Origin of the sequence: Motiliproteus sp. SC1-56 (genome assembly GCF_017309075.1) — a bacterium.
GTDB lineage: Bacteria > Pseudomonadota > Gammaproteobacteria > Pseudomonadales > Balneatricaceae > Motiliproteus.
Window position 1 is genome coordinate 78,798 of sequence record NZ_JAEMGS010000012.1, and the last position, 19,210, is coordinate 98,007.

18 protein-coding genes are annotated in these 19,210 nt (G+C 59.5%); 14 read left to right on the plus strand and 4 right to left on the minus strand.

Annotated elements, in window-relative coordinates; genetic code table 11:
• Window positions 1-125: 125 nt before the first annotated feature.
• The 3 genes from JGZ97_RS13855 to JGZ97_RS13865 all read left to right on the plus strand — a co-directional run bounded on the left by JGZ97_RS13855 (window position 126) and on the right by JGZ97_RS13865 (window position 2,319).
• Window positions 126-977 (plus strand): 3-hydroxybutyryl-CoA dehydrogenase, encoded by an 852-nt coding sequence (locus JGZ97_RS13855; protein WP_207063241.1) that lies wholly within the window; start codon window positions 126-128, stop codon window positions 975-977.
• A gap of 11 nt (window positions 978-988) precedes the next feature.
• Complete coding sequence (locus tag JGZ97_RS13860; RefSeq protein ID WP_207063242.1) at window positions 989-1,783, plus strand: enoyl-CoA hydratase-related protein; 795 nt, start codon at window positions 989-991, stop codon at window positions 1,781-1,783.
• Window positions 1,784-1,851: 68 nt separating this feature from the next.
• Window positions 1,852-2,319 carry a DUF4863 family protein gene (locus tag JGZ97_RS13865; RefSeq protein WP_207063243.1) on the plus strand — a complete coding sequence of 156 codons (468 nt, stop codon included), beginning with the start codon at window positions 1,852-1,854 and terminating at the stop codon, window positions 2,317-2,319.
• A gap of 92 nt (window positions 2,320-2,411) precedes the next feature.
• Here JGZ97_RS13865 and JGZ97_RS13870 read toward each other — a convergent pair whose 3' ends face one another.
• The gene (locus JGZ97_RS13870; protein ID WP_207063244.1) at window positions 2,412-2,933 is read right to left on the minus strand and encodes an SCP2 domain-containing protein; all 522 of its coding nucleotides are present in this window, start codon (window positions 2,931-2,933) and stop codon (window positions 2,412-2,414) included.
• A gap of 160 nt (window positions 2,934-3,093) precedes the next feature.
• Here JGZ97_RS13870 and JGZ97_RS13875 point away from each other — a divergent pair, with 160 nt between their 5' ends.
• The 5 genes from JGZ97_RS13875 to JGZ97_RS13895 are packed head-to-tail and all read left to right on the plus strand — an operon-like array spanning window position 3,094 to window position 8,781.
• A complete protein-coding gene (locus JGZ97_RS13875; protein WP_207063245.1) occupies window positions 3,094-3,702 on the plus strand; it encodes a c(7)-type cytochrome triheme domain-containing protein in 609 nt (202 codons plus the stop codon).
• Between the two features lie 12 nt (window positions 3,703-3,714).
• Window positions 3,715-4,095 (plus strand): c(7)-type cytochrome triheme domain-containing protein, encoded by a 381-nt coding sequence (locus JGZ97_RS13880; protein ID WP_207063246.1) that lies wholly within the window; start codon window positions 3,715-3,717, stop codon window positions 4,093-4,095.
• 24 nt (window positions 4,096-4,119) lie between these two features.
• Complete coding sequence (locus JGZ97_RS13885; protein WP_207063247.1) at window positions 4,120-5,175, plus strand: 6-bladed beta-propeller; 1,056 nt, start codon at window positions 4,120-4,122, stop codon at window positions 5,173-5,175.
• A complete protein-coding gene (locus JGZ97_RS13890) occupies window positions 5,172-7,757 on the plus strand; it encodes a cytochrome c3 family protein (protein WP_207063248.1) in 2,586 nt (861 codons plus the stop codon). Before JGZ97_RS13885 ends, JGZ97_RS13890 begins: the two co-directional genes overlap by 4 nt.
• A gap of 19 nt (window positions 7,758-7,776) precedes the next feature.
• Window positions 7,777-8,781: a hypothetical protein gene (locus tag JGZ97_RS13895; protein ID WP_207063249.1), complete on the plus strand. Its 1,005-nt coding sequence runs from the start codon at window positions 7,777-7,779 to the stop codon at window positions 8,779-8,781.
• Between the two features lie 25 nt (window positions 8,782-8,806).
• On the opposite strand, the gene JGZ97_RS13900 is transcribed toward JGZ97_RS13895, so the two are convergent.
• Window positions 8,807-9,706, minus strand: a complete 900-nt coding sequence (locus tag JGZ97_RS13900) for a hypothetical protein (protein WP_207063250.1) — start codon at window positions 9,704-9,706, stop codon at window positions 8,807-8,809.
• Window positions 9,707-9,748: 42 nt separating this feature from the next.
• Entirely contained in the window at window positions 9,749-10,567 is an 819-nt protein-coding gene (gene ccsA, locus JGZ97_RS13905; protein WP_207063251.1) for a cytochrome c biogenesis protein CcsA, read from the minus strand.
• Window positions 10,568-10,705: 138 nt separating this feature from the next.
• Here ccsA and JGZ97_RS13910 point away from each other — a divergent pair, with 138 nt between their 5' ends.
• The 4 genes from JGZ97_RS13910 (at window position 10,706) to JGZ97_RS13925 (ending at window position 15,704) form a co-directional block, all read left to right on the plus strand.
• Window positions 10,706-12,097: a hypothetical protein gene (locus JGZ97_RS13910; RefSeq protein WP_207063252.1), complete on the plus strand. Its 1,392-nt coding sequence runs from the start codon at window positions 10,706-10,708 to the stop codon at window positions 12,095-12,097.
• Window positions 12,072-12,812, plus strand: a complete 741-nt coding sequence (locus tag JGZ97_RS13915; protein WP_207063253.1) for a tetratricopeptide repeat protein — start codon at window positions 12,072-12,074, stop codon at window positions 12,810-12,812. The genes JGZ97_RS13910 and JGZ97_RS13915 overlap by 26 nt, the downstream gene beginning before the upstream one ends.
• A gap of 68 nt (window positions 12,813-12,880) precedes the next feature.
• Window positions 12,881-13,912, plus strand: coding sequence for a DUF1566 domain-containing protein (locus JGZ97_RS13920; protein ID WP_207063254.1), 1,032 nt, complete (start codon window positions 12,881-12,883; stop codon window positions 13,910-13,912).
• A 55-nt stretch (window positions 13,913-13,967) separates the two neighbouring features.
• The gene (locus tag JGZ97_RS13925) at window positions 13,968-15,704 is read left to right on the plus strand and encodes a PglL family O-oligosaccharyltransferase (RefSeq protein ID WP_207063255.1); all 1,737 of its coding nucleotides are present in this window, start codon (window positions 13,968-13,970) and stop codon (window positions 15,702-15,704) included.
• A gap of 60 nt (window positions 15,705-15,764) precedes the next feature.
• On the opposite strand, the gene JGZ97_RS13930 is transcribed toward JGZ97_RS13925, so the two are convergent.
• Window positions 15,765-16,916, minus strand: coding sequence for a hypothetical protein (locus tag JGZ97_RS13930; RefSeq protein WP_207063256.1), 1,152 nt, complete (start codon window positions 16,914-16,916; stop codon window positions 15,765-15,767).
• Between the two features lie 85 nt (window positions 16,917-17,001).
• Between JGZ97_RS13930 and JGZ97_RS13935 the strand changes: the two genes are divergently transcribed.
• Window positions 17,002-18,165 carry a c-type cytochrome gene (locus tag JGZ97_RS13935; RefSeq protein WP_207063257.1) on the plus strand — a complete coding sequence of 388 codons (1,164 nt, stop codon included), beginning with the start codon at window positions 17,002-17,004 and terminating at the stop codon, window positions 18,163-18,165.
• Between the two features lie 3 nt (window positions 18,166-18,168).
• Complete coding sequence (locus tag JGZ97_RS13940) at window positions 18,169-19,170, plus strand: cytochrome c (RefSeq protein WP_207063258.1); 1,002 nt, start codon at window positions 18,169-18,171, stop codon at window positions 19,168-19,170.
• Window positions 19,171-19,210: the final 40 nt, after the last annotated feature.

A 19,210-nucleotide genomic window follows, 5' to 3' on the forward strand; every position in this document is an offset into this window, starting at 1 on the left:
AGCCGGCAGAGTCGGTTTCGACTACCGGGATTTGGGGCGATCGGCAGGGCTTGGGTTAGGAAAGCGCGGTACTTTCCGAGTATTCACCGGCGCAGATAATCTGTGCAGAGCGTAAGGGTAATGTGATGAAAATCGAACATGTAGGAGTAGTGGGCGCAGGGCAGATGGGCAGTGGAATTGCCCAGGTCTGCGCTGCCGCCGGGCTCAGGGTGACGGTATGCGATCGCCATCAGGAGGCCATCGATAACGGCATCAAGGCGATTCAGTCGAGTCTGCAGCGGATGGTCGCCAAGGAGAAGATCAGCGGTGCAGAGCTTGAAGCAATTTTGGGGCGCATCAGCACCAGCACCCGCACCGAGGACCTGGCCGCGGTGGACATCGCCATCGAGGCGGCCACGGAAGACGAGGCCATCAAAACCGTCATCTTCAAGGACCTGGACCGGACTTGCAAAGAGGGCGCCATCCTTGCCACCAACACCTCCTCGATCTCCATTACCCGGCTGGCGGCCAGTACCCGGCGCCCGGGGCAGGTGATCGGGATGCATTTTATGAACCCGGTGCCGATGATGAAGCTGGTGGAGGTGATTCGCGGGCTGCAGACCGAGGACGCAGTGTTCGAGCAGGTCACCGCGATGGCCGAGGCGATCGGCAAGGTGCCGGTGGACGTCCGGGACAGTTTCGGCTTTGTGGCCAACCGTATTTTGTTGCCCATGATCAACGAGGCGATTTTTTGCCTCTACGAGACTTTGGCCAGTGCCGAGGAGATCGACACGGTGATGAAGCTGGGCATGAGCCACCCCATGGGGCCCCTGGCATTGGCCGATCTGATCGGTCTGGACACCTGCCTGAGCATCATGGAGGTGTTGCACGAGGGCTTTAATGACAGCAAGTACCGGCCCTGCCCGCTGCTTAAGCAGATGGTGGATGCCGGTTACCTGGGCCGAAAGTCCGGCCGCGGCTTTTACCACTACGGCTAAGGAGCGTTGCCATGAGTGAAGAAACCAAAACTTACGACAACATCCTGCTGGAAGCGGTTCGCGATGGCGTCTACCTCCTGACCATTAACCGGCCCAAGGTGCTCAATGCCCTTAATGCGGCGACCCTGGAAGAGATGAATGACGCGGTGTCGGAGGTCATCAGCGACCCCGGCGCCCGGGTGCTGCTGATTCGCGGCAGCGGCGAGAAGGCGTTTGTTGCCGGGGCGGATATCGAACACATGAGCCACCTGAGTCCCATCGAGGGCAAGGCCTTCGCCGAGCATGGGATGCACCTGTTCAGGCGGCTGGAGACCCTCGAAATCCCGGTGGTGGCCCTGGTCAATGGCTATGCCTTGGGGGGGGGGTGCGAGCTGGCGATGAGCTGCGATTTTATCCTCGCTGCGGAGAATGCCAAGTTCGGCCAGCCGGAGGTGAACCTCGGCGTTACCCCCGGCTTTGGCGGCAGCCAACGCCTGACCCGCCTGGTGGGACGCGCCATGGCTATGGAGCTGCTGGTGACCGGTCGCAACATGTCGGCGGATGAGGCCATGCGCCGGGGGCTGGTGAACCATGTCTACCCTCAGCCGGAATTGCTGGACGAAGGGCTTAAGCTGGCGTCCATGATCGCCGGCAAAAGCCGCAGCGCTATTCAGCTCACCAAGCAGCTGGTGCAGCGGGGTCAGGACCTGGATCTGGACAATGCCTGTGTCATGGAGAGCGACCTCTTTGGGCTCAGCTTTTCGACCCCTGACCGCATCGAGGGGATGGCTGCATTTCTGGAGAACCGCAAGCCGAAGTTTGCCTGAGGCTTGGCTACTGGGGCGGCCGAGCCGCCCTTTTTCCTTTGGAAGTAATAAAGTAGGAGGATCGCGCCATGGCACCCGAGCAGTTTCGTAAGCTGATAGCCCCCGTGGCTGAATTGACCGCAGCCCACTCCCTGGACGGGACTCTGGAGAGGGTATTAGAGGCGCATTTTCCCGCCGCGGGGGAAACCTTCAATGCGATTGAAGCGGCTTGCCACCAAGCCATCGAGGCCGGCTGGATGTGCGCTCAGGGAGGCAATGGACGGCGTTTCGGGCGCGTGCTTGAGGCCGGGGAGGACACCTCTGGTCTCAGCGTGGACGTGGTTGACCTGGATGATATCGTCGGGCCCCACCATCGCCATCCCCGCGGGGAGGTCTGCATGGTGATGCCGGTAACCGAGGGGGCCCGGTTTGACGGCAAGGGGCGCGGCTGGTGTGTCTATCCTCCGAACTCTGCCCACCGGCCCACGGTGAGCGAAGGACGGGCATTGGTGCTGTATATGCTGCCGGGAGGAGAGATCGCGTTTACAGGCCAGTAAAGGGCTCGGCGCCGGGCATGCTGAAAAAAGCCGGTCTCGTGAGGCCGGCTTTTTTAGCTTGTATCTAGGTTGTTTCGGGCGTGACTTGAAGGTTACAGAAGCCGGTTTGCCAGCCCCGTGCCCCGGGTCAGCAGCAGGCGCAGAAAGGGGGGCAGGCTGTCGTGGTCCACGGCGTCCATCAGGTTCTTCACCTCAAGGCCGACTTCGGTATCGCCCTCGATCATCAGCCGGCGTTGGAAAAAGAGCGTGTCGGGGTCTTCGCTGCGCGAGGCGAGCAGCAGGAATTCCTTGAGGTTGCCGCGAATACAGGCATCGGCCTCTTCCTCCTGGCTGACGATCAACTGGCCCTCCTCGCTGCAGCTGAAGTACCAGCGCAGGTCCAGATCACTGATCTCCACCTTCATCCACTTGCCTTCAAGAAATTCGAAGTCACCGTCTTCCAGCGGCTCGGCAAAGGCCTGCTCCATCATTTTCAGAAGCGCAGCACGTTGCAGAGCGAAGGGGAGGCGGCGGGACTGACGTACCAGCATCAGGGGCAGCCGTCGGGCCAGCTCGGCGGGTGAGGGCAGGAATTCGAGGGATGAAGGCTGCGGGAGCGTGGGAAATTTGAGCATGATCGTCTTCACCGATGTCAAAAATTGAGGTGATTATGCCACAGACCCTGCAGCCCCCAAAATAACAGGGTGTTTTTAGCGGCTAGGGCACCGTGTTGCTGCTGCCGAGATCAACGATTACTATGGTCTGACAATTTTTGTCGTGGGAATAATGCCTTTTATGAAGCGCTGGTTTTTTGCGGGAGTTGTATTGTGGATATCGACTTTTACCGCCACCGCCGAAGTGATCGACAACGGGCGTAAGTATGTTTGGGAGCCTTTTGACGCCGACTTCCTGCACGACCCGGCAAATCCTGCCTTAGACGAACTGCAGCACCCTGAAGAGGCTTTTCGAAATTTTCCTAAGGACACCCCCACTATTGGTAATCAAGTAGACTGGGTGCGGGCCTTGGAGCAGGGTTTTATCAATCCGCGAACCAACCTTTTCCCAGATACTGAGATCGAAGTGCTGGACTTGGATATTATCATGCCTGATACAGCGGACATGCCGATGGTGCGTTTTCCCCACAGGGCCCATACGCAATGGCTCGACTGCAGCAATTGTCATGATCACCTTTTCGCCCGGGAAGCCGGCGCCACGCCCGTCAATATGTTTTCGATCTTGTCGGGGGAGTACTGCGGGCGCTGTCACGGGGCCGTCTCTTTCCCGCTGACCGAATGCCGTCGCTGCCATAGTGTAAACCGGTCGCGATTCAGGGGTAAGCCGGGAGCTCAGCAACCTCCTGGGCGTATCTATGAGCCAGTTTTGGAACAGCCGATTGTCCGGTAAAAGGTTAGCTATATGATTCACCGATTCGTCTTGGTAGCCCTGTTAACGCTATTCGGGCTAGCACCGCTTACTGCTGCCCATGCTGAGTACGCGGACGTTGTCCTCAACCGTTATGCGGAAAAAAATGGGATGCGTCCGGTGATCTACCCGCACTGGTTCCATCGAATCCGTTTTCGCTGCAAAGTCTGTCACTTTGAGCTTGGGTTCGAAATGCGGGTCGGAAGCAATGACATCACGATGGGAAAAATTATCGACGGTCAGTATTGCGGAATGTGCCACAATGGGGAAATCGCGTGGAGTGTCGAGCACTGTGACCGCTGCCACTCAGGCCTGCCTGGACTGAAAACCGGTATCCAGGGCGGTCACAAAACAGGTGGTCCCGGCATCTGGTGAGCCTGGACCCGAGGGGGCCGTTCTTTGATCAGAAAGCTTGTTATCGGCAGCCTTTTGTTTCTGAGTATCGCGGGTTGCAGCTCTCAGCCCCACGTTCTGCATTTTGAATTTCCCGAGGGTACCCAAGCGGTCTGGCCACCGCCGCCCGAGCCGGCGAAGCTGGCTTACATTGGCGACCTGACCGGAGAGACCAATTTCACCCCCGAAGGCGAGGATGGAGGGTTGTCCCGTTCTTGGGCGAAAGTGCTGTTTGGCGTCGGGCTTGACCCGGAGGCGAAAGAGGTTTTGATACGACCGCAAGGGGTGGTCACGGACGCGAACGGGCGAATTTACGTCACGGATGTGGGCAAGCAGGCGGTCTTTGTCTTCGACCCGGCGGCGGGTGAAGTGAAGATCTGGCTGCATACCGAGGGCACGCAGCGCTTTGGGCAGCCGATCGGTATTCTGGCGCTTCCAAGCGGGGAGCTGCTGGTGGCGGATGCGGAGCTCGGCCGGGTATTTCGTTTTAATGCAGAGGGCGTGTTGCAGGGAAGTTTTGGCCACCAGCTGCTCAAGCGCCCGACCGGTTTAGCCTTTGATCCGCTTCAGGGGCGTATTTTTGTCTCCGATACCCATGGGCACGATATCAAGGTGTTTGACCTACAGGGGGTCCTGGTCGATACCTGGGGCGACTTCGGCGATCAGCCGGGGCAGTTCAACTCACCGGTCTACATGGTCTACAGGGACAACCTGCTCTATGTCGTGGACACCCTGAATGCCCGGTTACAGGTGCTGGACGAGGCCGGAAACTACCTGCGGGGATTCGGTAAGCGGGGTGGATTCGTAGGCAACTTCGTGCGCCCCAAGGGGGTTGCCCTGGACTCCGAAGGCAATATTTACATCTCTGAGTCGTACCATGATTACATGCTGATCTTTGGTCAGCAGGGACGCTTTTTGCTGCCTATCGGCGGGGCGGGGAAAAGCGCCGGAAAGTTTTTCCACCCCTCCGGCATCTGGATTGACTCTCAAAACCGTATCTATGTGGCGGATATGCTGAACGGACGTGTTTCCATTTTCCAGTACCTGGGAGAAGAAGTGTGAACAGGCTGTGGATCCTCTGCCTGCTGACGGCACTCATCAGTGGGCCTGCCCTGGCCGCCACTGACCTGGATACACGGCGGCAGTCCAAGATTGCGGAAACCAAACACAACTTTTCCAGCGCCTCCGGGAACACCGTTCGCTCCACCGACACCGATGAGATCTGTGTTTTCTGTCACACCCCGCACGGGGCGACGGTGCAGGCAGGCGTCCAGGCTCCCCTGTGGAACCGGCGCTTCAGTACCGCCTCTTACGCCACTTACTCGTCGACTTCGATTCAGGCGACCATCGACGCCACGCCCGGGGGCGCCTCCAAGCTCTGCCTCTCCTGCCACGATGGCACGCTGGCCATCGGGGCGCTGGCCAATATGCCAGGCCAGGACGTGGGTAGTGGCAGCCTCTCCATGCAGGGCACGGATGCCGGGGGCACCATGCCGGGGGATCCCGCCTCCGGTTATAGCCGGGATCTGGGCATTGATCTGTCCAACGACCACCCGATCTCCCTGACCTACAACCGTGACCTAGCTCTTGCCGATGGTGAGCTCTATAACCCGGAGAGCACAACCCCGGGGCAAGGGCTTCAGGTGGGCATTCGCAGCCTGGGCGGCGGCGTTCCGCAGCAGCCGCGCTTTCCGCTGGAGGGGAGTCAGCCCAGCAGCGGAAAACTGCAATGCACCAGTTGCCATGACCCCCACCTGTCCGGCGAGGGTGACGACGCCGGGGTGAATATTAAGTTTTTGCGGGGCAACCGTTTCCAGCAGGCAGGGACCAGCCCGCTGCAGGGGAGCTTCAACGAGGACAACGATATCATCTGCCTGGCCTGCCATGATAAAGCGGGCTGGGCGGCGTCGGCCCACGCCATGCAGGGGGTGGCTAACGAGCAGTACGAAGATGCGGCTGCCAACTTGCGGGAGTTTCCTGCCGGGATAGATGTGTACGAGGCTTCCTGCCTTAACTGCCATGATGCCCATACCGAAGCCGGTGCCCGTCGCTTGGCCCGCGAAGGGGCTGATTCGGCGGGCAATTCGGCCATCGAGGAGACCTGTTACCAGTGCCACACGCTGGCGGCTGGCATCATTGATGAGAGCGTGGGCACCGTGCAGGTTCCCAATATAGAGACCGACTTTGGCCTCGCCCGCCATATGCCCATCACCAATGCCGAGCAGGACCTCTCTCCGCCTGAGCAGCACGATATCCGGGATGCGGACTTCAGCGAGGCGCGGGCCACCCTGAACACCCGTCATGTGGAGTGCACCGACTGTCATAACCCCCACCGGGTGAAAAAGACCCGGGTGTTCAGCGATACGCCGCCGGTCAACGGTGCTGCCGCCGGAACCCACCGGCATGAGAACGGGGTGATTCACAACAACATCGCCTCGGGAGTGCTGGCGGGCACCTTCGGCGTGGAGCCCGGCGATTACGAAGAGTTCGAAACGGACCAGAGCGTGCTCAACGGTATCGGCGGTTTGGCGCTGACCCCCAAGCAGGGCACCGGTCTGGGCTGTGACACCGTCGGCAGCGACCCGGATACCTGCTCTCATGTCAGCCGCGAGTACCAGATCTGCCTCAAGTGCCACTCCCATTACGCCTGGGAGAATGGCCCGACGCCCTCATTGCAGCCTGCTGCGGATGGCGGTTCAGACGGAGTGAACGGCTTCTCCTCCACGGTGGGGGTCACCAACCAGGCGATGGAGTTTCAGGCCCCGCAAACCCATCGTGGTGAAGGCCAGAGCCTGGGCGCCGAAGGGGGCGCCGCGGCGGCCTACGACACCAACAACCACCGGGGCTGGCACCCCGTTATCGGTCCCACGGGACGTAACTCCAGCACCCGCGGCGGGGTCAATGCCAATAACTGGTTCCCGCCCTTTAACGCCAGTGGCGCCATGGGCACCCAGACCATGTACTGCTCGGACTGCCACGGCAGCGAGACCCAGTCACCCACCTTGAACGGCGGGATTGGTGGTGGCGGGCAGGGCAGTACTGTGCCCGCCGGCGGCGAGGACGGGGCGCCCTGGGGGCCGCACGGTTCAAGCAATAATTTCATTCTCAAGGGGAGCTGGAATACCAGCGGGTTCAACACCATTAACCGTGGCTCGTTGTGCTTTAAATGCCACGACCCTGATGTTTACGGAACCGGGCAGAACGACATTCGCACCGGCTTTTACGATACCAGCAACGGTCGCGGCGACCTGCACAGCTACCACCAGGGTAAGGCGGTGGCGGACAATAATGATTACCTGCAATGCAACTGGTGCCATACCGCCGTACCCCACGGGTGGAAGAATAAGGCACTGTTGGTCAACCTGAATGACGTCGGTCCGGAAACGGGCAACCCCAAAGGTACCGAAGTGTGCCGTAACGACGGCGATGACGGGTGGGGCAATAGCAACGCGGCAGGCGGTACCTGTAATCTCAGTCGCGGTTACAGCAACGGCCCCTACTACCAGAACGCCTTTTTGAAGGTCATCAACTTCCGTCCCAGCGGGCAGTGGCGAGAACAGGACTGTGGATCGGCCAACGCGGACGACCCGGACAAGGGTCGGGGGGTTCAGTGGATGAAAGCGGCCTGTCAGGCGGTGCAGTAACCTCGCGGCCGTGCTGAGCGTGAGATTGTCCCGCTGGGGCCGGGCCCTGGCCTCGCTTAAGCTCAGCTTCGCCCTGCTGCTGGCGCTGCTGGTTTCGGTCTGGTGGGCCTACCGGAGCAATCTTGCCAGCCCCGAAACCGGCCAGGCCTTTCTGATCCTGGCGCCGGTGCTTGGCGCGCTGACGCTCAACCTGGTCTTGGCGATTGTCTATCACCCTCGCTTTCGGCGGCAGTGGCCGCTGCTGCTGTTTCACCTCTGCCTGGTGTTGATCGTGCTGCTGGTGGCGGTGGGACAGCTGACCCGACTCAAGGGCTGGGTGGAGGTGCCGGTGGGCGGGGCCTTTGAAGGCGAGCTGACCGGTTTCGAGGCCGGGCCGTTGCACCCCTGGGCGATTGAACAGCTGCGTTTTCGCAATGAGGGGTTCGAGATCGACTACGACATCGGCCCCATGCGCTCTCACACCTTCAACCGCCTGTCATGGCCGGAGGACGGCGAATGGCGGCAGACCGTGATCGGGGACCAGAAAGCCCTGAATCTTGACGGTTACCGCTTTTACACCACCCCCAACAAGGGGTTCGCACCGGTGTTTATCTGGAAGCCTGAGGCGGCCAGTACGGCGCAGCGGGGGGTGGTTCACCTGCCGAGCTACCCGGGCAACCGCTTTGGCCAGGCCCAAGCCTGGGTGCCGCCCGGCACCGACGAGGAGCTCTGGGTGCAGCTGGAGTTTGACGAGGTGATCCTCGACCCCCTCAAACCGTCGAAGTTTCGTGCGCCCAAGGAGCATCGGCTTGTCGTCAGGCAAGGCGATACGTTGCGCACGGAGCTGGTGCCCGGCGAGTCCCTGCAGCTGAATTCCGGGCTGTTGGTCTACCAGGGGCTAACCCTGTGGATGGGTTATCAGATCTACTACGATCCCACCTTGCCCTGGTTGCTGGCCAGCTGCTTTTTGGCGGTGGCCAGTCTGGGGTGGTTTTTCTGGGACCGCTACCGCAAGACGCCCTGGCAGCGGCCTGAGGCGTCTTGAGATGAGCAGCTCGATTGAGAGGCGGTTAGCGAACCTGCTGAACGCCCCCGGCAAAGAGAATGGTCTCGAAAGTCTGGTCGAGGGATGCGGCGTGGAAATTACGCATCACCGAGGCGCCGGACCACTGGATGGTGTCGCCTTCTTTCACCGGGCTGACGGGGGCGGCGATCCACTGCTCACCGTTTGCGGTGTTGACCTGGATATAGCTGTAACCGCCGCTCTGCTTGACGCTGACCACCTGCCCCTGGTTGGCGGTCGCCGCCGCTTGCCCGCCGCCGCCATTGGCGACCTGCACCTGAGAGGCGAACAGGATCTGGTCAAAGGTCTTGTTCAGGCTCTTGCTGGTGAAGTTGGTCATCACCGCCGCCTGTCCCCAGCGAAAGCGCTGACCTTCGCTTATCTGGGTGGCGGGTACCGCGACCCAGCGCTGGCCCTGGGCGGTATCGGCGAGAATGTAGGTGTAGCCGCCGGCCTGCTGGACGCTCTTGGCAATCCCCTCGTTGGCGGCCTGAGCGGTGGGCTGAGCCGCAGCGTGGGCAGGTTGCTCCGGGTTCAGTGAGGAGACGAAGTAAATTTCCTCAAAGGTGCGACCCAGGCTCTTGCTGGTGAAGTTTTTCATCGGCGAGGCCTGGCCCCATTCGATGACCGCGCCAGGAGTGGTGTCGAGCTGGCTTCCCGCGACCCAGAAAGTCTTGTCCCCCTGGCGGACCTGCACGTAGCTGTAGCCGCCTGCCTGCAGGGCCTCGACCACTTCGCCCTGGTTGGCGGCCAGTTGGCGGCTGGCGGCGGGGGCCTTGCTTTCTGCGGGCGTCTTGCTTTGCGCGGGAGCACTCGCCTTTTGCGAGGGCTGATCGTCGGAGCAGCCACCGGCCAGAATAAGGGTGAGGGTAAGACCCGATGAGAGAAGTAAACGTGATCTGGACATCAGTGACACCTTGCGTTGAGTCAATGTTCGGGCTGGCCGCCGTTAGACCGCCCCTTGGTGGGGGACCATGGATACAAAAGGTACCCCGTAGAAGGTTAAAAAGGCGACCACGAATACCGCGATCACCATGACCGCCGCCGGTTGCGGAGCCATCCTCCAGGTCACTCTGGCATGCAAACTCAAGGCCAGAAAAAGCCAAGAGAGAAAAGACCAGGTTTCCAGAGGATCCCAGTCCCAGTAGCGGCCCCAGGCATCCTGGGCCCAGATGGCGCCGGCCACCAGCATCAGGGTATGGAACACCAGGGCCAACGCCATGAAGCGATAGGCGAGCTCGGTGAGGCTCTGGTTACCCGGTACGCGCTGCATGGCCTCGTTGAAGGGGTGCAGGGGGCGAAGCAGAATTATCAGCGACAGGCCCACCGCGACCAGAAGGCCCCCCATGAAAACCTTGCCGAAGCCAATGTGGATGTACAGCCAGACGGTGTCGTAGGTCGGCGGGAAAAAACCCTTGCCGGGATTGGTCAGCAGCAGCCAGCCCATCATCAGGAACAGGACCGGCATGATAAAGGCCGCGACCGGTCGAATGGCGCGGCTGCGCCAATAGCAGAGGCTGAAGAAAAGCGTCAGGCTCCAGATATTGCTGGAGAGAATCTCGAACATGGTGAGAAAGGGGCCGTGCTCAAGGCGAATCCAACGGTAGCCCAGGGCGGCGGTATGGGTGAGCAGACCGGCCACCATCAGCCCCAACACCAGATCCTCCAGGTCATAGCGGAACAGCGTGGAAACAATGGCTGCAGAGCCGGCTATCACGTAGATAACCAGCGCTCCCCAGAGAATCATCAGTTCGATTTCGACAGTCATGGCCTCATGCTACCGGCGGGGGAGGGAGGCGACAAGGCGAGGAATCTTTTATCATGGGCGGAGTCTCATCTTTTCGAGCGCTGATCCTCGTTTGATTTCATTTATTTCAATCAGGTAACCACCGGTACCCGCACCCAAGTGACCACAAAGTTTCATCCAGAAAGCGCTTTACTTGCCCGTGGCTGGCTCCAGTTGGGGCTGGTGGCACTCCTGCTCTCCAATGTCCTGGCCCTGGTGCTGGTCGCGGCCCGCCTGCCGGGTATTTCCAGGCTGATTGCAGCACCTGACGCGCTCTTTGGTACCGCCTTGGTGCTGCATGTGGATCTGGCGATCTATGTGTGGGTCTTATCGGCCGCGGCGATGCTCTGCCACCTCTGGCTGCCGGCGCCGCCTTCGCGTTGGCATGGCGGCTGCTTTCTGGCGGCCGTCGTGGCCACTCTAGCTATGGTGATTACCCCCTGGCTGGATAGTTCCCGTGCGCTTTTGAACAACTACCTGCCGGTGCTTGAGTCACCGCTGTTCCTGTCCAGCGCGGGTGTGTTTCTCGCGGCCTGGCTGGGGGGGCTTGGCGCCGTGCTTCGATTCAAGGGGGCGCAGCTATCCGCCCCCCCGTGGCGGCGGCTGCTGCTGGGGGTTCTCTGGTTGTTGGTGCTGGTCAGCCTCGTTATCTGGGTGAGAGGCGTACTTCAAACCGAGGCGCTGGGACTGACCGCACACCGCCTGGAGCTTGCGCTCTGGGGGGGCGGGCACATGATGCAGGCCTTCAATGTCGGCCTGTTGGTGTGTTGCCTGGTGGTCATCGCGGGTGAGCGGGAGCCGCGTTCTGCCGCCGCCCGGATTGCGGCGGGGATTCTCTGCCTCAACCTGATTGCGGGGCTTTTTCTGGCCTTCAGTTATGCGCCGGATCAGAGTGCTTATCGGGAGGGGTTTACCGGGTTGATGCGCTACCTGAGCTGGCTGGCATTCCCCGCCACAGCCCTGTTTCTGGTTAGCCGCTGGCGGCAGGGGTACATCAGGCAGGCCCCCCAGGGGCTGGCACTGTTGCTGGCATTGGCGATATTTGTCCTGGGGTTGATTGCAGGGGCGCTGATCCGGGCCGATAACCTGCTTGTACCGGCCCATTATCATGCCATGACCGGCGCTCTTAACCTGGGATTAATGGGGGCCATCTACCATTTTCAGCGCCCCCTTGGGTTGCGCCTGCCCGAGTCTGCCTGGCTTAAGCGGCAACTTTGGCTCTATGGGTGCGGCCTGGTATTGCTGGTCGCCGGTCTGGGTTGGGGCGGCGCGGCGGGCCATGCCCGCAAGGAGGTCGCGGCACACTCGGCCGGTCTGGACTTGCAGGTGCTTCCCATGCTGTTGCTGGGGGCCGGCGCTGCAGTGGCGCTGGCGGGAAGTTTCCTGTTTATAGGAATAATATTCCGATCTTTGAGAAAAAAGCCCGGGCTCGCGGCTGCTACGTATACGATGCCCCTGGTGCCTGCAAGAGAGGTTGTGGAGTCTCATGCCTGTAAAAGCTCACAAGGGTGATCGTCGGCCGCTGGTCTTGGCGGCGGCTCTGCTCTTTGTAGCGGTGGCAGGCGCGCTCATCGGCCTGCTGCCGGGTGACTGGTCGCTGACCACGGTGGATAAAGAGGGTGTCGTGCCTTTGGCGTCGCCGGCGCTGGCTCCGCCCCATGGGCGTGAAAAACGGGAAACGCCCTCGCAGCCGCTTGCAAAAAGCAACGACTGGCGTTTGCAGGAATCGCGGCCAGCCACCGTGGCAACGCTCGGCGATCATGCTCTTAGCGCCCGTCGGGAGCAGGTGGATATTCTCTTTGAGCATGGTGTGGCGATGCTGAGAAAAGGGGACACCCAGCAAGCGGTAACCCTCTTTGACCAGGTGTTGAAACTGGCCCCCCGTATGAGCGAGGCGTACGTCAACCGGGGCTACGCCAGGGCGGTCGAGAGTGAGCATGAGTTGGCGTTGGTGGACTTTCACCGCGCGATTGACCTTTATCCTTCCCAGGCAAACGCCTACTATGGGGCCGCCCAGAGCTACGAGGCGCTGGGAGACCTTGAGGCCGCCCTCGGTGCCATGCGCAGTTTTATCCATCTTTCCACCGAGGACAGCGTGTTTATTACCCGGGCGCGATCTGCGATCTGGGAATGGGGGGAGCAGTTGCGCCTGCACCGTCAGGAGGCCGTATCAAGCGGCGATCCGGCGTCCCCGCAAGAGTCGGAAGAAGGAAGGGGAGACGCTTGATGCAGTTCCGAGTTGTACCTTGTATGCGTCAAAAATATAACTGTGTTTTGGGCGTTACTTTGCTGGCCATGAGCGCTGTCGCCTCGGCGCAGACCTGTGACCCGGAACGTCTCGGTAATACCCCCACCAAGCGCTTCATCATCCATGATGACGCCACCGTGACGGACCGTGTCACCGGCCTGGTCTGGACCCGCTGTGCAGTCGGGCAGACCTGGGCTGATGGCACCTGTAACGATACCTCCATTAAGCAGTTGCGTTCATGGTTCAGCTGGCAGGGCGCGTTGGACTATGTCGCCAACATGGATCACAAGCGACCGGGATGGACAGGCTACAGCACGCCGATCGCCGGGGTGACGAATAAAGAGGAGCTGAAGGAGTGGCGGCTGCCGACGATCCAGGAGTTGCGCACCCTGATTGATCGCCATTGTGAAAACCCGGCCATCAACCTCGAGGTGTTCCCTAACGCCCCCGCCTGGGGGTTCTGGAGCGCCAGCGAGTTCAGCGAGGGTCCCGATTACGCCTGGCAGGTGGACTTCAAGACCGGCGAAACCAGCGCCCACCTGAAGGTGGGGGTGAGTTACCATCTGAGGCTGGTCAGCGGCAGCCTGATTCCCACGTCGAAGAAGCGTGAGGCAGCGACCGAAAGCGCGGCGGCGCGCTGGGATGACGGCATCCATGACCCGGCAAATCCGGATCTTGAGTTGCTTCAGCACCCTGATGATGTCACCGGTACGCTGCCGCGGGATGGCCGCGGCGAGGAAGACTGGGCCAAGGCGTTGATCGATGGCGTGATCAAGCCTCGGGCATCAAGGGATGGTGCGGCTGAAATGGTGGTCTGGGATCAGGACCTGATCTTCAAAGAGACCGCCACCATGCCCCACGTGCGCTTTCCGCATAAGCTGCACAGCATGTGGCTGGCCTGCGAGAACTGCCATGATCAGATTTTTCCCGCCCGTTTCGGGCAGAGCGATATCAGCATGGCCAGCATCTATCAGGGGAGAGATTGCGGCGTTTGTCACGGGAAGGTTGCCTTTTCACCCAATAACTGTGAGCGCTGTCACAGTATCGAGCATGCCGGGTCGGGACCGCGCTGGTGGTAATTTCTGCTACCTTGGTGTGGATGCAGCCGCTCCCAATGGGTGTGGGTAAATCCTGATGCCGTTTTTTACTCGCGAAGTAAACCGCGCCCGCCTCGACAAAACATTCCTGTTTTTGACCGGTGTGATGTTTCTGGTCGCCCCCTCTTTCTACCATGTCAATCTCGGTGAAGGGGGGTTCTATCTGCCATTTAACGCGCTTACCTGGCTGTTTGCCGCCTTTTTAGCAGGTGCTTCCCTGCTGGTGGCCGCTCATAATGGCCGGATCACCTTTCCGCCGCTGTTTCTCTCCTTCGCGCTTTTTGGCTTGGCGGTGCTGGTCCTTGGGCTGATAGGAGAAAAGCCTGTAATGGAGACTTGGGCCTTCAGGCTCTTGACGATTTTTTCCGGCCTTTTGCTCTATTGGGCTCTTTGCCAGTTTGACATTGATGAACGAAAGGCGGATTTATTGATCTTGATTGTCGTCTGCTCTGCTTCCTTGCAGGCGATATATTGCTGGCTCCAGCTGTTGTTGGGCGAAGGGGTGCCTTTGTTTATTCCGGTCTCGCCGGATGTTCCCCGTGGCATTTTTCAACAGCAGAACTTGGCTGCGACCTACACGGCAACCGGGGTCATGGGCTGCCTGTACCTTCTCGCTAAACCAAGGGGGTGGCTGGGTGCAGTATTGGCTTTTCTCCTTTGTCTCAACCTTTCCGTTGTTTTGATGTCGGGCTCCCGGATAGGGCTGCTGGCGGTATTCCTGGGTGTGCTTTGTTTTTTTCTTTCTTCTCCGCGCTTGCGGCATCCTAGAACGCTGATTCCGTTGCTACTGGCGTTCTCGCTCGCCATGCTGGCGAGCGTGACGTTCAACGACGGAGGAGGTATTGGGCGGGCCGTTTCCAAGTTCAATGCTGTTGTTCAGGCCGATACCCTTGGTAGGGGGGATGTAAGGAAAACGATTTACGACTCCAGCTTTGATCTGTTTCTTCAAAAGCCCTGGCTTGGTCACGGGATAGGAAATTTCGAGCGGGTTTGGCAGGATTACAAACCTGAATACCATGCCAAGAACCCGCATGCGGCTCATGTCGAAAAGCGCCTCACTCACCCTCACAACGAGCTGCTGCTATGGGCGGTCGAGGGGGGCGTGGTGTTATTTCTTTTTCTGGGCTTGATCGCTTACGGTGTGGTAAGGCTCCTGGCCTCGCTTGGATGGCGCGAAGGGCTTCGTTGGTTAGCAATACTCTCACCAGTGGTTCTTCACACCCAGGTGGAAAAGCCTTTCTATATATCCCACTTGCACCTCGTCCTGTTGGTTTTCCTGCTGGTGATTCTGGTCAGGGGGCATGACAGGGGGCAGGTGTTTGAGCTCGGTTTTTCGGGAAAAGTGGGTTCTCTGGTGCTGGCGGTATCGGTTCCGGTGTTTGGTAGTGCAGTACTGAGTCACACGATGCTGGCCAACTATTACATAACCCAAGCGACCTTCTTTCAGGCCACACCGATGGAGCTTGTCCGGTTTGCGAAAGGCAATCCCTTTTTTAACCGCCGCGCCGGATTTTTGGAGAAGCAGGCACAACTGCGCACTGGACTCCGAAGTGGGGACAGGGGGCTTTTGGCTGACTATGTGACATGGGGCAGGGCCTACCTGGAGCAGGTGCCCTCCCCCGTTGTCATGGCTGACGTGGCTGTGGCGCTGTATGAGCTGGGGCGTATCTCCGAGACCCGGGCGCTTCTGAACCGGCTGCAGGAAATTTATCCTTTCTCACCGTCGGTTAACGATGCCCGGGATTATCTCGCCCGACGCGGTTTCTATTTTTAATAGTTTGACCTTGGCCGTCAGTTTGTCTGGCAGCCCGGTCGAAAGTTAAGTGACCTTCGTTCAGTTCGCTTTCTTTTCCGGCGCCAACGAGGGGTCTGCGAAATAGCCTTCGTATTCGGCCACGGAGGCGGGTCGGTAGACCTCTACCTTGCGGAAGAACTGATCGACGACGTAAACGCGACCGTCTTCGTCGACTTCAATTCCGGCCGGAAGCATGTAACTCGCCGACACGTTGACCCCCCCCCGCTCACCGATGAACATTAGCAGTTGGCCTTCCTGGTTGAAGATTTGGAAGTTACCGAAATTGGAGTCCATGACGTAGATGTTGTTGTCCGGATCTAGAGCAATGCCCTTCGGGCGTGCGAAGCGGCCAAACTCGACCCCCAGCTCGCCAAAGCTTTTTACGTGAGTTCCATCGGGCTCCAGAATACTGACTCGAAAATTTCCACTGTCGACCACGTACAATCGGCCATTTTGGCCTATCGCGACATCCTTAGGGAGGTTGAACTGCCCCTCGGCTGTTCCACGCTTGCCGATGGTATAGAGAAGCTCACCGGAGTTGAGATCAATAACCTTTATGTTGTGTTCTTCGCTGTCAACGCCTCCTGTATTTACAACATAGGCCCGGGTGCCTTCGCTGTTGACGGCGATACCGGTCGCGCGGTGGAAGCTGTCCGGTTTTGCGATCTCTCGTAGAAAGACTCCATCGCGATCGAAGATGGCAATTGACTCTTTGACGGTATCAATGACATACAGATTGCCTTGTCCATCGTTGTCCAGCCCCATGGGCTTTTTGAAGGCGAAAGGGCCCTCTTCCGGAAAAGTTGTGAACTTACCCTCGCGCCGGTCAATAAGATATATCTGGCGTTTGTTGGTGTCCGAGACAAAAATTCGCCCTTTGTGGGCGCTGACATCGTAGGGTTTCATGAACCCTTCACCTGTGCGCGCGGCACCCGCGAGTACCCGGGACATACGCGCGTCTTCATCTTCGGGAATGATGTCGGCGCTGGTATAGATCAGGTCCTGGAAGTAGAAACGGGCCTCGTCCGGCGGCTTGGGAAAGGGAATGATGGGCTTTTCTACTTTTTGCGGGGCGGAGCAACCAAACAGCAGTACGAGGGTCATACAGGTTGTCAGCCGCGAGATGGTGTTCAGGGTATTGGTTATCATATTGGTTTCTCGGCCAAAGTCGTCCATGCTTTCAGCGGTCATTTTAACAGCGGCGACAGGATATCAAAAGGTGATCCAGTTCTGCTAATATTGATGCCGCCATGGCTCAGTTATCTACGTGGATTCTATGAAAAAAAATCGAATTGAGAAATTTTTTGCCGCCGCCGCCGTGTCGGGCTTGATGGCCTTGAGTGGGTTGCTGATGGCGGCAGAAGAACATGATCATGGCCACGCTGCCGCCGGGCATGAGTCCATGGCCGGTCATGGCGGCCATGGTGGGCATGGCGCAGGTGAGGCGCCTGACGTCGACGCCGAGCGCCTCTATCTGGAGTACTGCTCGGTATGCCACGGAGACGCGGGAGACGGTAAGAGCCGGGCCAGTGGCGGTCTGACGCCTCCGCCCCGTGATTTTACCTCGCTGGATAGCGCGTTGACCTTGACCCGGGAGCGGATGGTTGAGTCCGTGAAGCATGGCCGGCCGGGAACGGCCATGGCGGGGTGGGGCAAGCGCTTGAGCGATGCCGAGATCGAATCGGTCGTTGACTATGTCCGCAATCGCTTTATGCCCGCCGTCTCGCGCGAGAAGCTGGCGGAGGGCCGAAAAATCTTCGCCGAGTATTGTTCGGTCTGTCATGGCGACCAGGGGCAGACGGCGGTCTGGGCGCAGAGCGGGCTGACACCGCCGCCGGCTAACTTCACCGACCCCCGAAAAATTGAGGAGCTCAGCCGCAAGCGGATGATTTTTTCAGTGACTTACGGTCGCCCGCAGACAGCCATGAGCGCTTGGGGGAAGCGGTTGAACGATGAGCAGATCGAGGCGGTGGTCGATTATGTGCGCCTAGCCATTATGGGGGTCAATGACAAGCAGGCCGAGGCGGTGGCGCAGGACGCAAACGGCCACGGAGGTCATGATGACCACGGCGCTGGCGACGGTGGGCATGATCATGACGCGCACGGCCTTGAAAATCTCGATGACCCGCTGCCCTACGGATTGGAGGGTAACGCGCAGGTCGGGGAAACCCTGTACGAGGACAATTGCACCGCCTGTCACGGAACTAAGGGGGATGGTAAGGGGCCTCGTGCTTACTTCATCTTTCCCAAGCCCAGGGATTTCAGCCACCCCGCGGCAAGAGCCAAATACAGCCGGCCACACCTTTACGAAGTGATTTCCAAGGGTGAGCTGGGCTCCGAGATGCCCGCCTGGAACAAGGTGATGACTGAGCAGGAGATCGGTCACATCGCCGAGTATGTGTACACTGCCTTTATCAACCCGGAGGCGGAGTCGCAGTAAGTAATGAAAGTGCAGTTGTCCCGGTATTTTGGGAGTTTTCTCCTTGGGTGGGGGCTGTTTTTTCAGCCCCCTTTGCTATGGGCCGAACAGGAGCTGGCGGGAGAGTCTGAGTCACGTCACGAGGCGGGAAGGGCGTTATACAATTATCGCTGCTACTACTGTCATGGCTATTCCGGCGACGCCAAGACGCTGGCTGCGACCTATATGGATCCTATGCCGGTGGATTTCACCGCCGCCAGCCCGGACGAGCTGACCCGGTCCCGCATGATAAAGGCCGTCACTGACGGCGTACCCGGGACAGGGATGAAGAGCTTTACCCACTACCTGAATGCTGACGAGATCGCGACGGTGGTGGATTTCGTGCGTCGCGAGTTTATGGTGGAGGGCCGGGTGAATACCCGCTATCACACCCCGGAGAACGGTTGGCCGAACCATGAGCGTTATCGAATCGCCTTTCCCTTTGCTACCGGTGAACTGGCGTTGGATGCGCCCCAGGAGCGCTTGAGCGAACTGCAGCGCAAGGGGCTGAGGCTCTTCGTCACCTCCTGTATTAGTTGCCATGATCGATCTCGGGTTGAGGATGAGGGGCCGATCTGGGAGCTGCGGGCTATCTCCTACCCGCGCAACAATTTCTCCTACTCACAGTTTGACGGTGTGACGTCGGCTAGCGTTTATGTAAAGCATGATACGCCGAAGGCGCTCGAGGGCCTCACCACCGAGGAGCGAGAAGGTGAGGTGTTGTTCCAGGACAACTGTGCCTTTTGTCATGGCGCGGATGGGACGGGGAAAAACTGGATTGGCAGTTTCCTGGATCAACACCCTCGGGATCTGACCGACGAGCGCTTCATGGAGGCGGTAGACCGTGAGCGTCTGGCACAGGTTATTCGCGACGGTGTGAAGGATACTTCCATGCCGGCCTGGAAGGATGTCTTGAGTGATGCCCAAATTCAGGCCATCATCAGCTATATTTCCCGGGCTTTTCATCCGGTTAAACCCGCGTCCTGAACGATGATTAAGAACGCTTTTGGCTGCTGCTTTGCCGTTG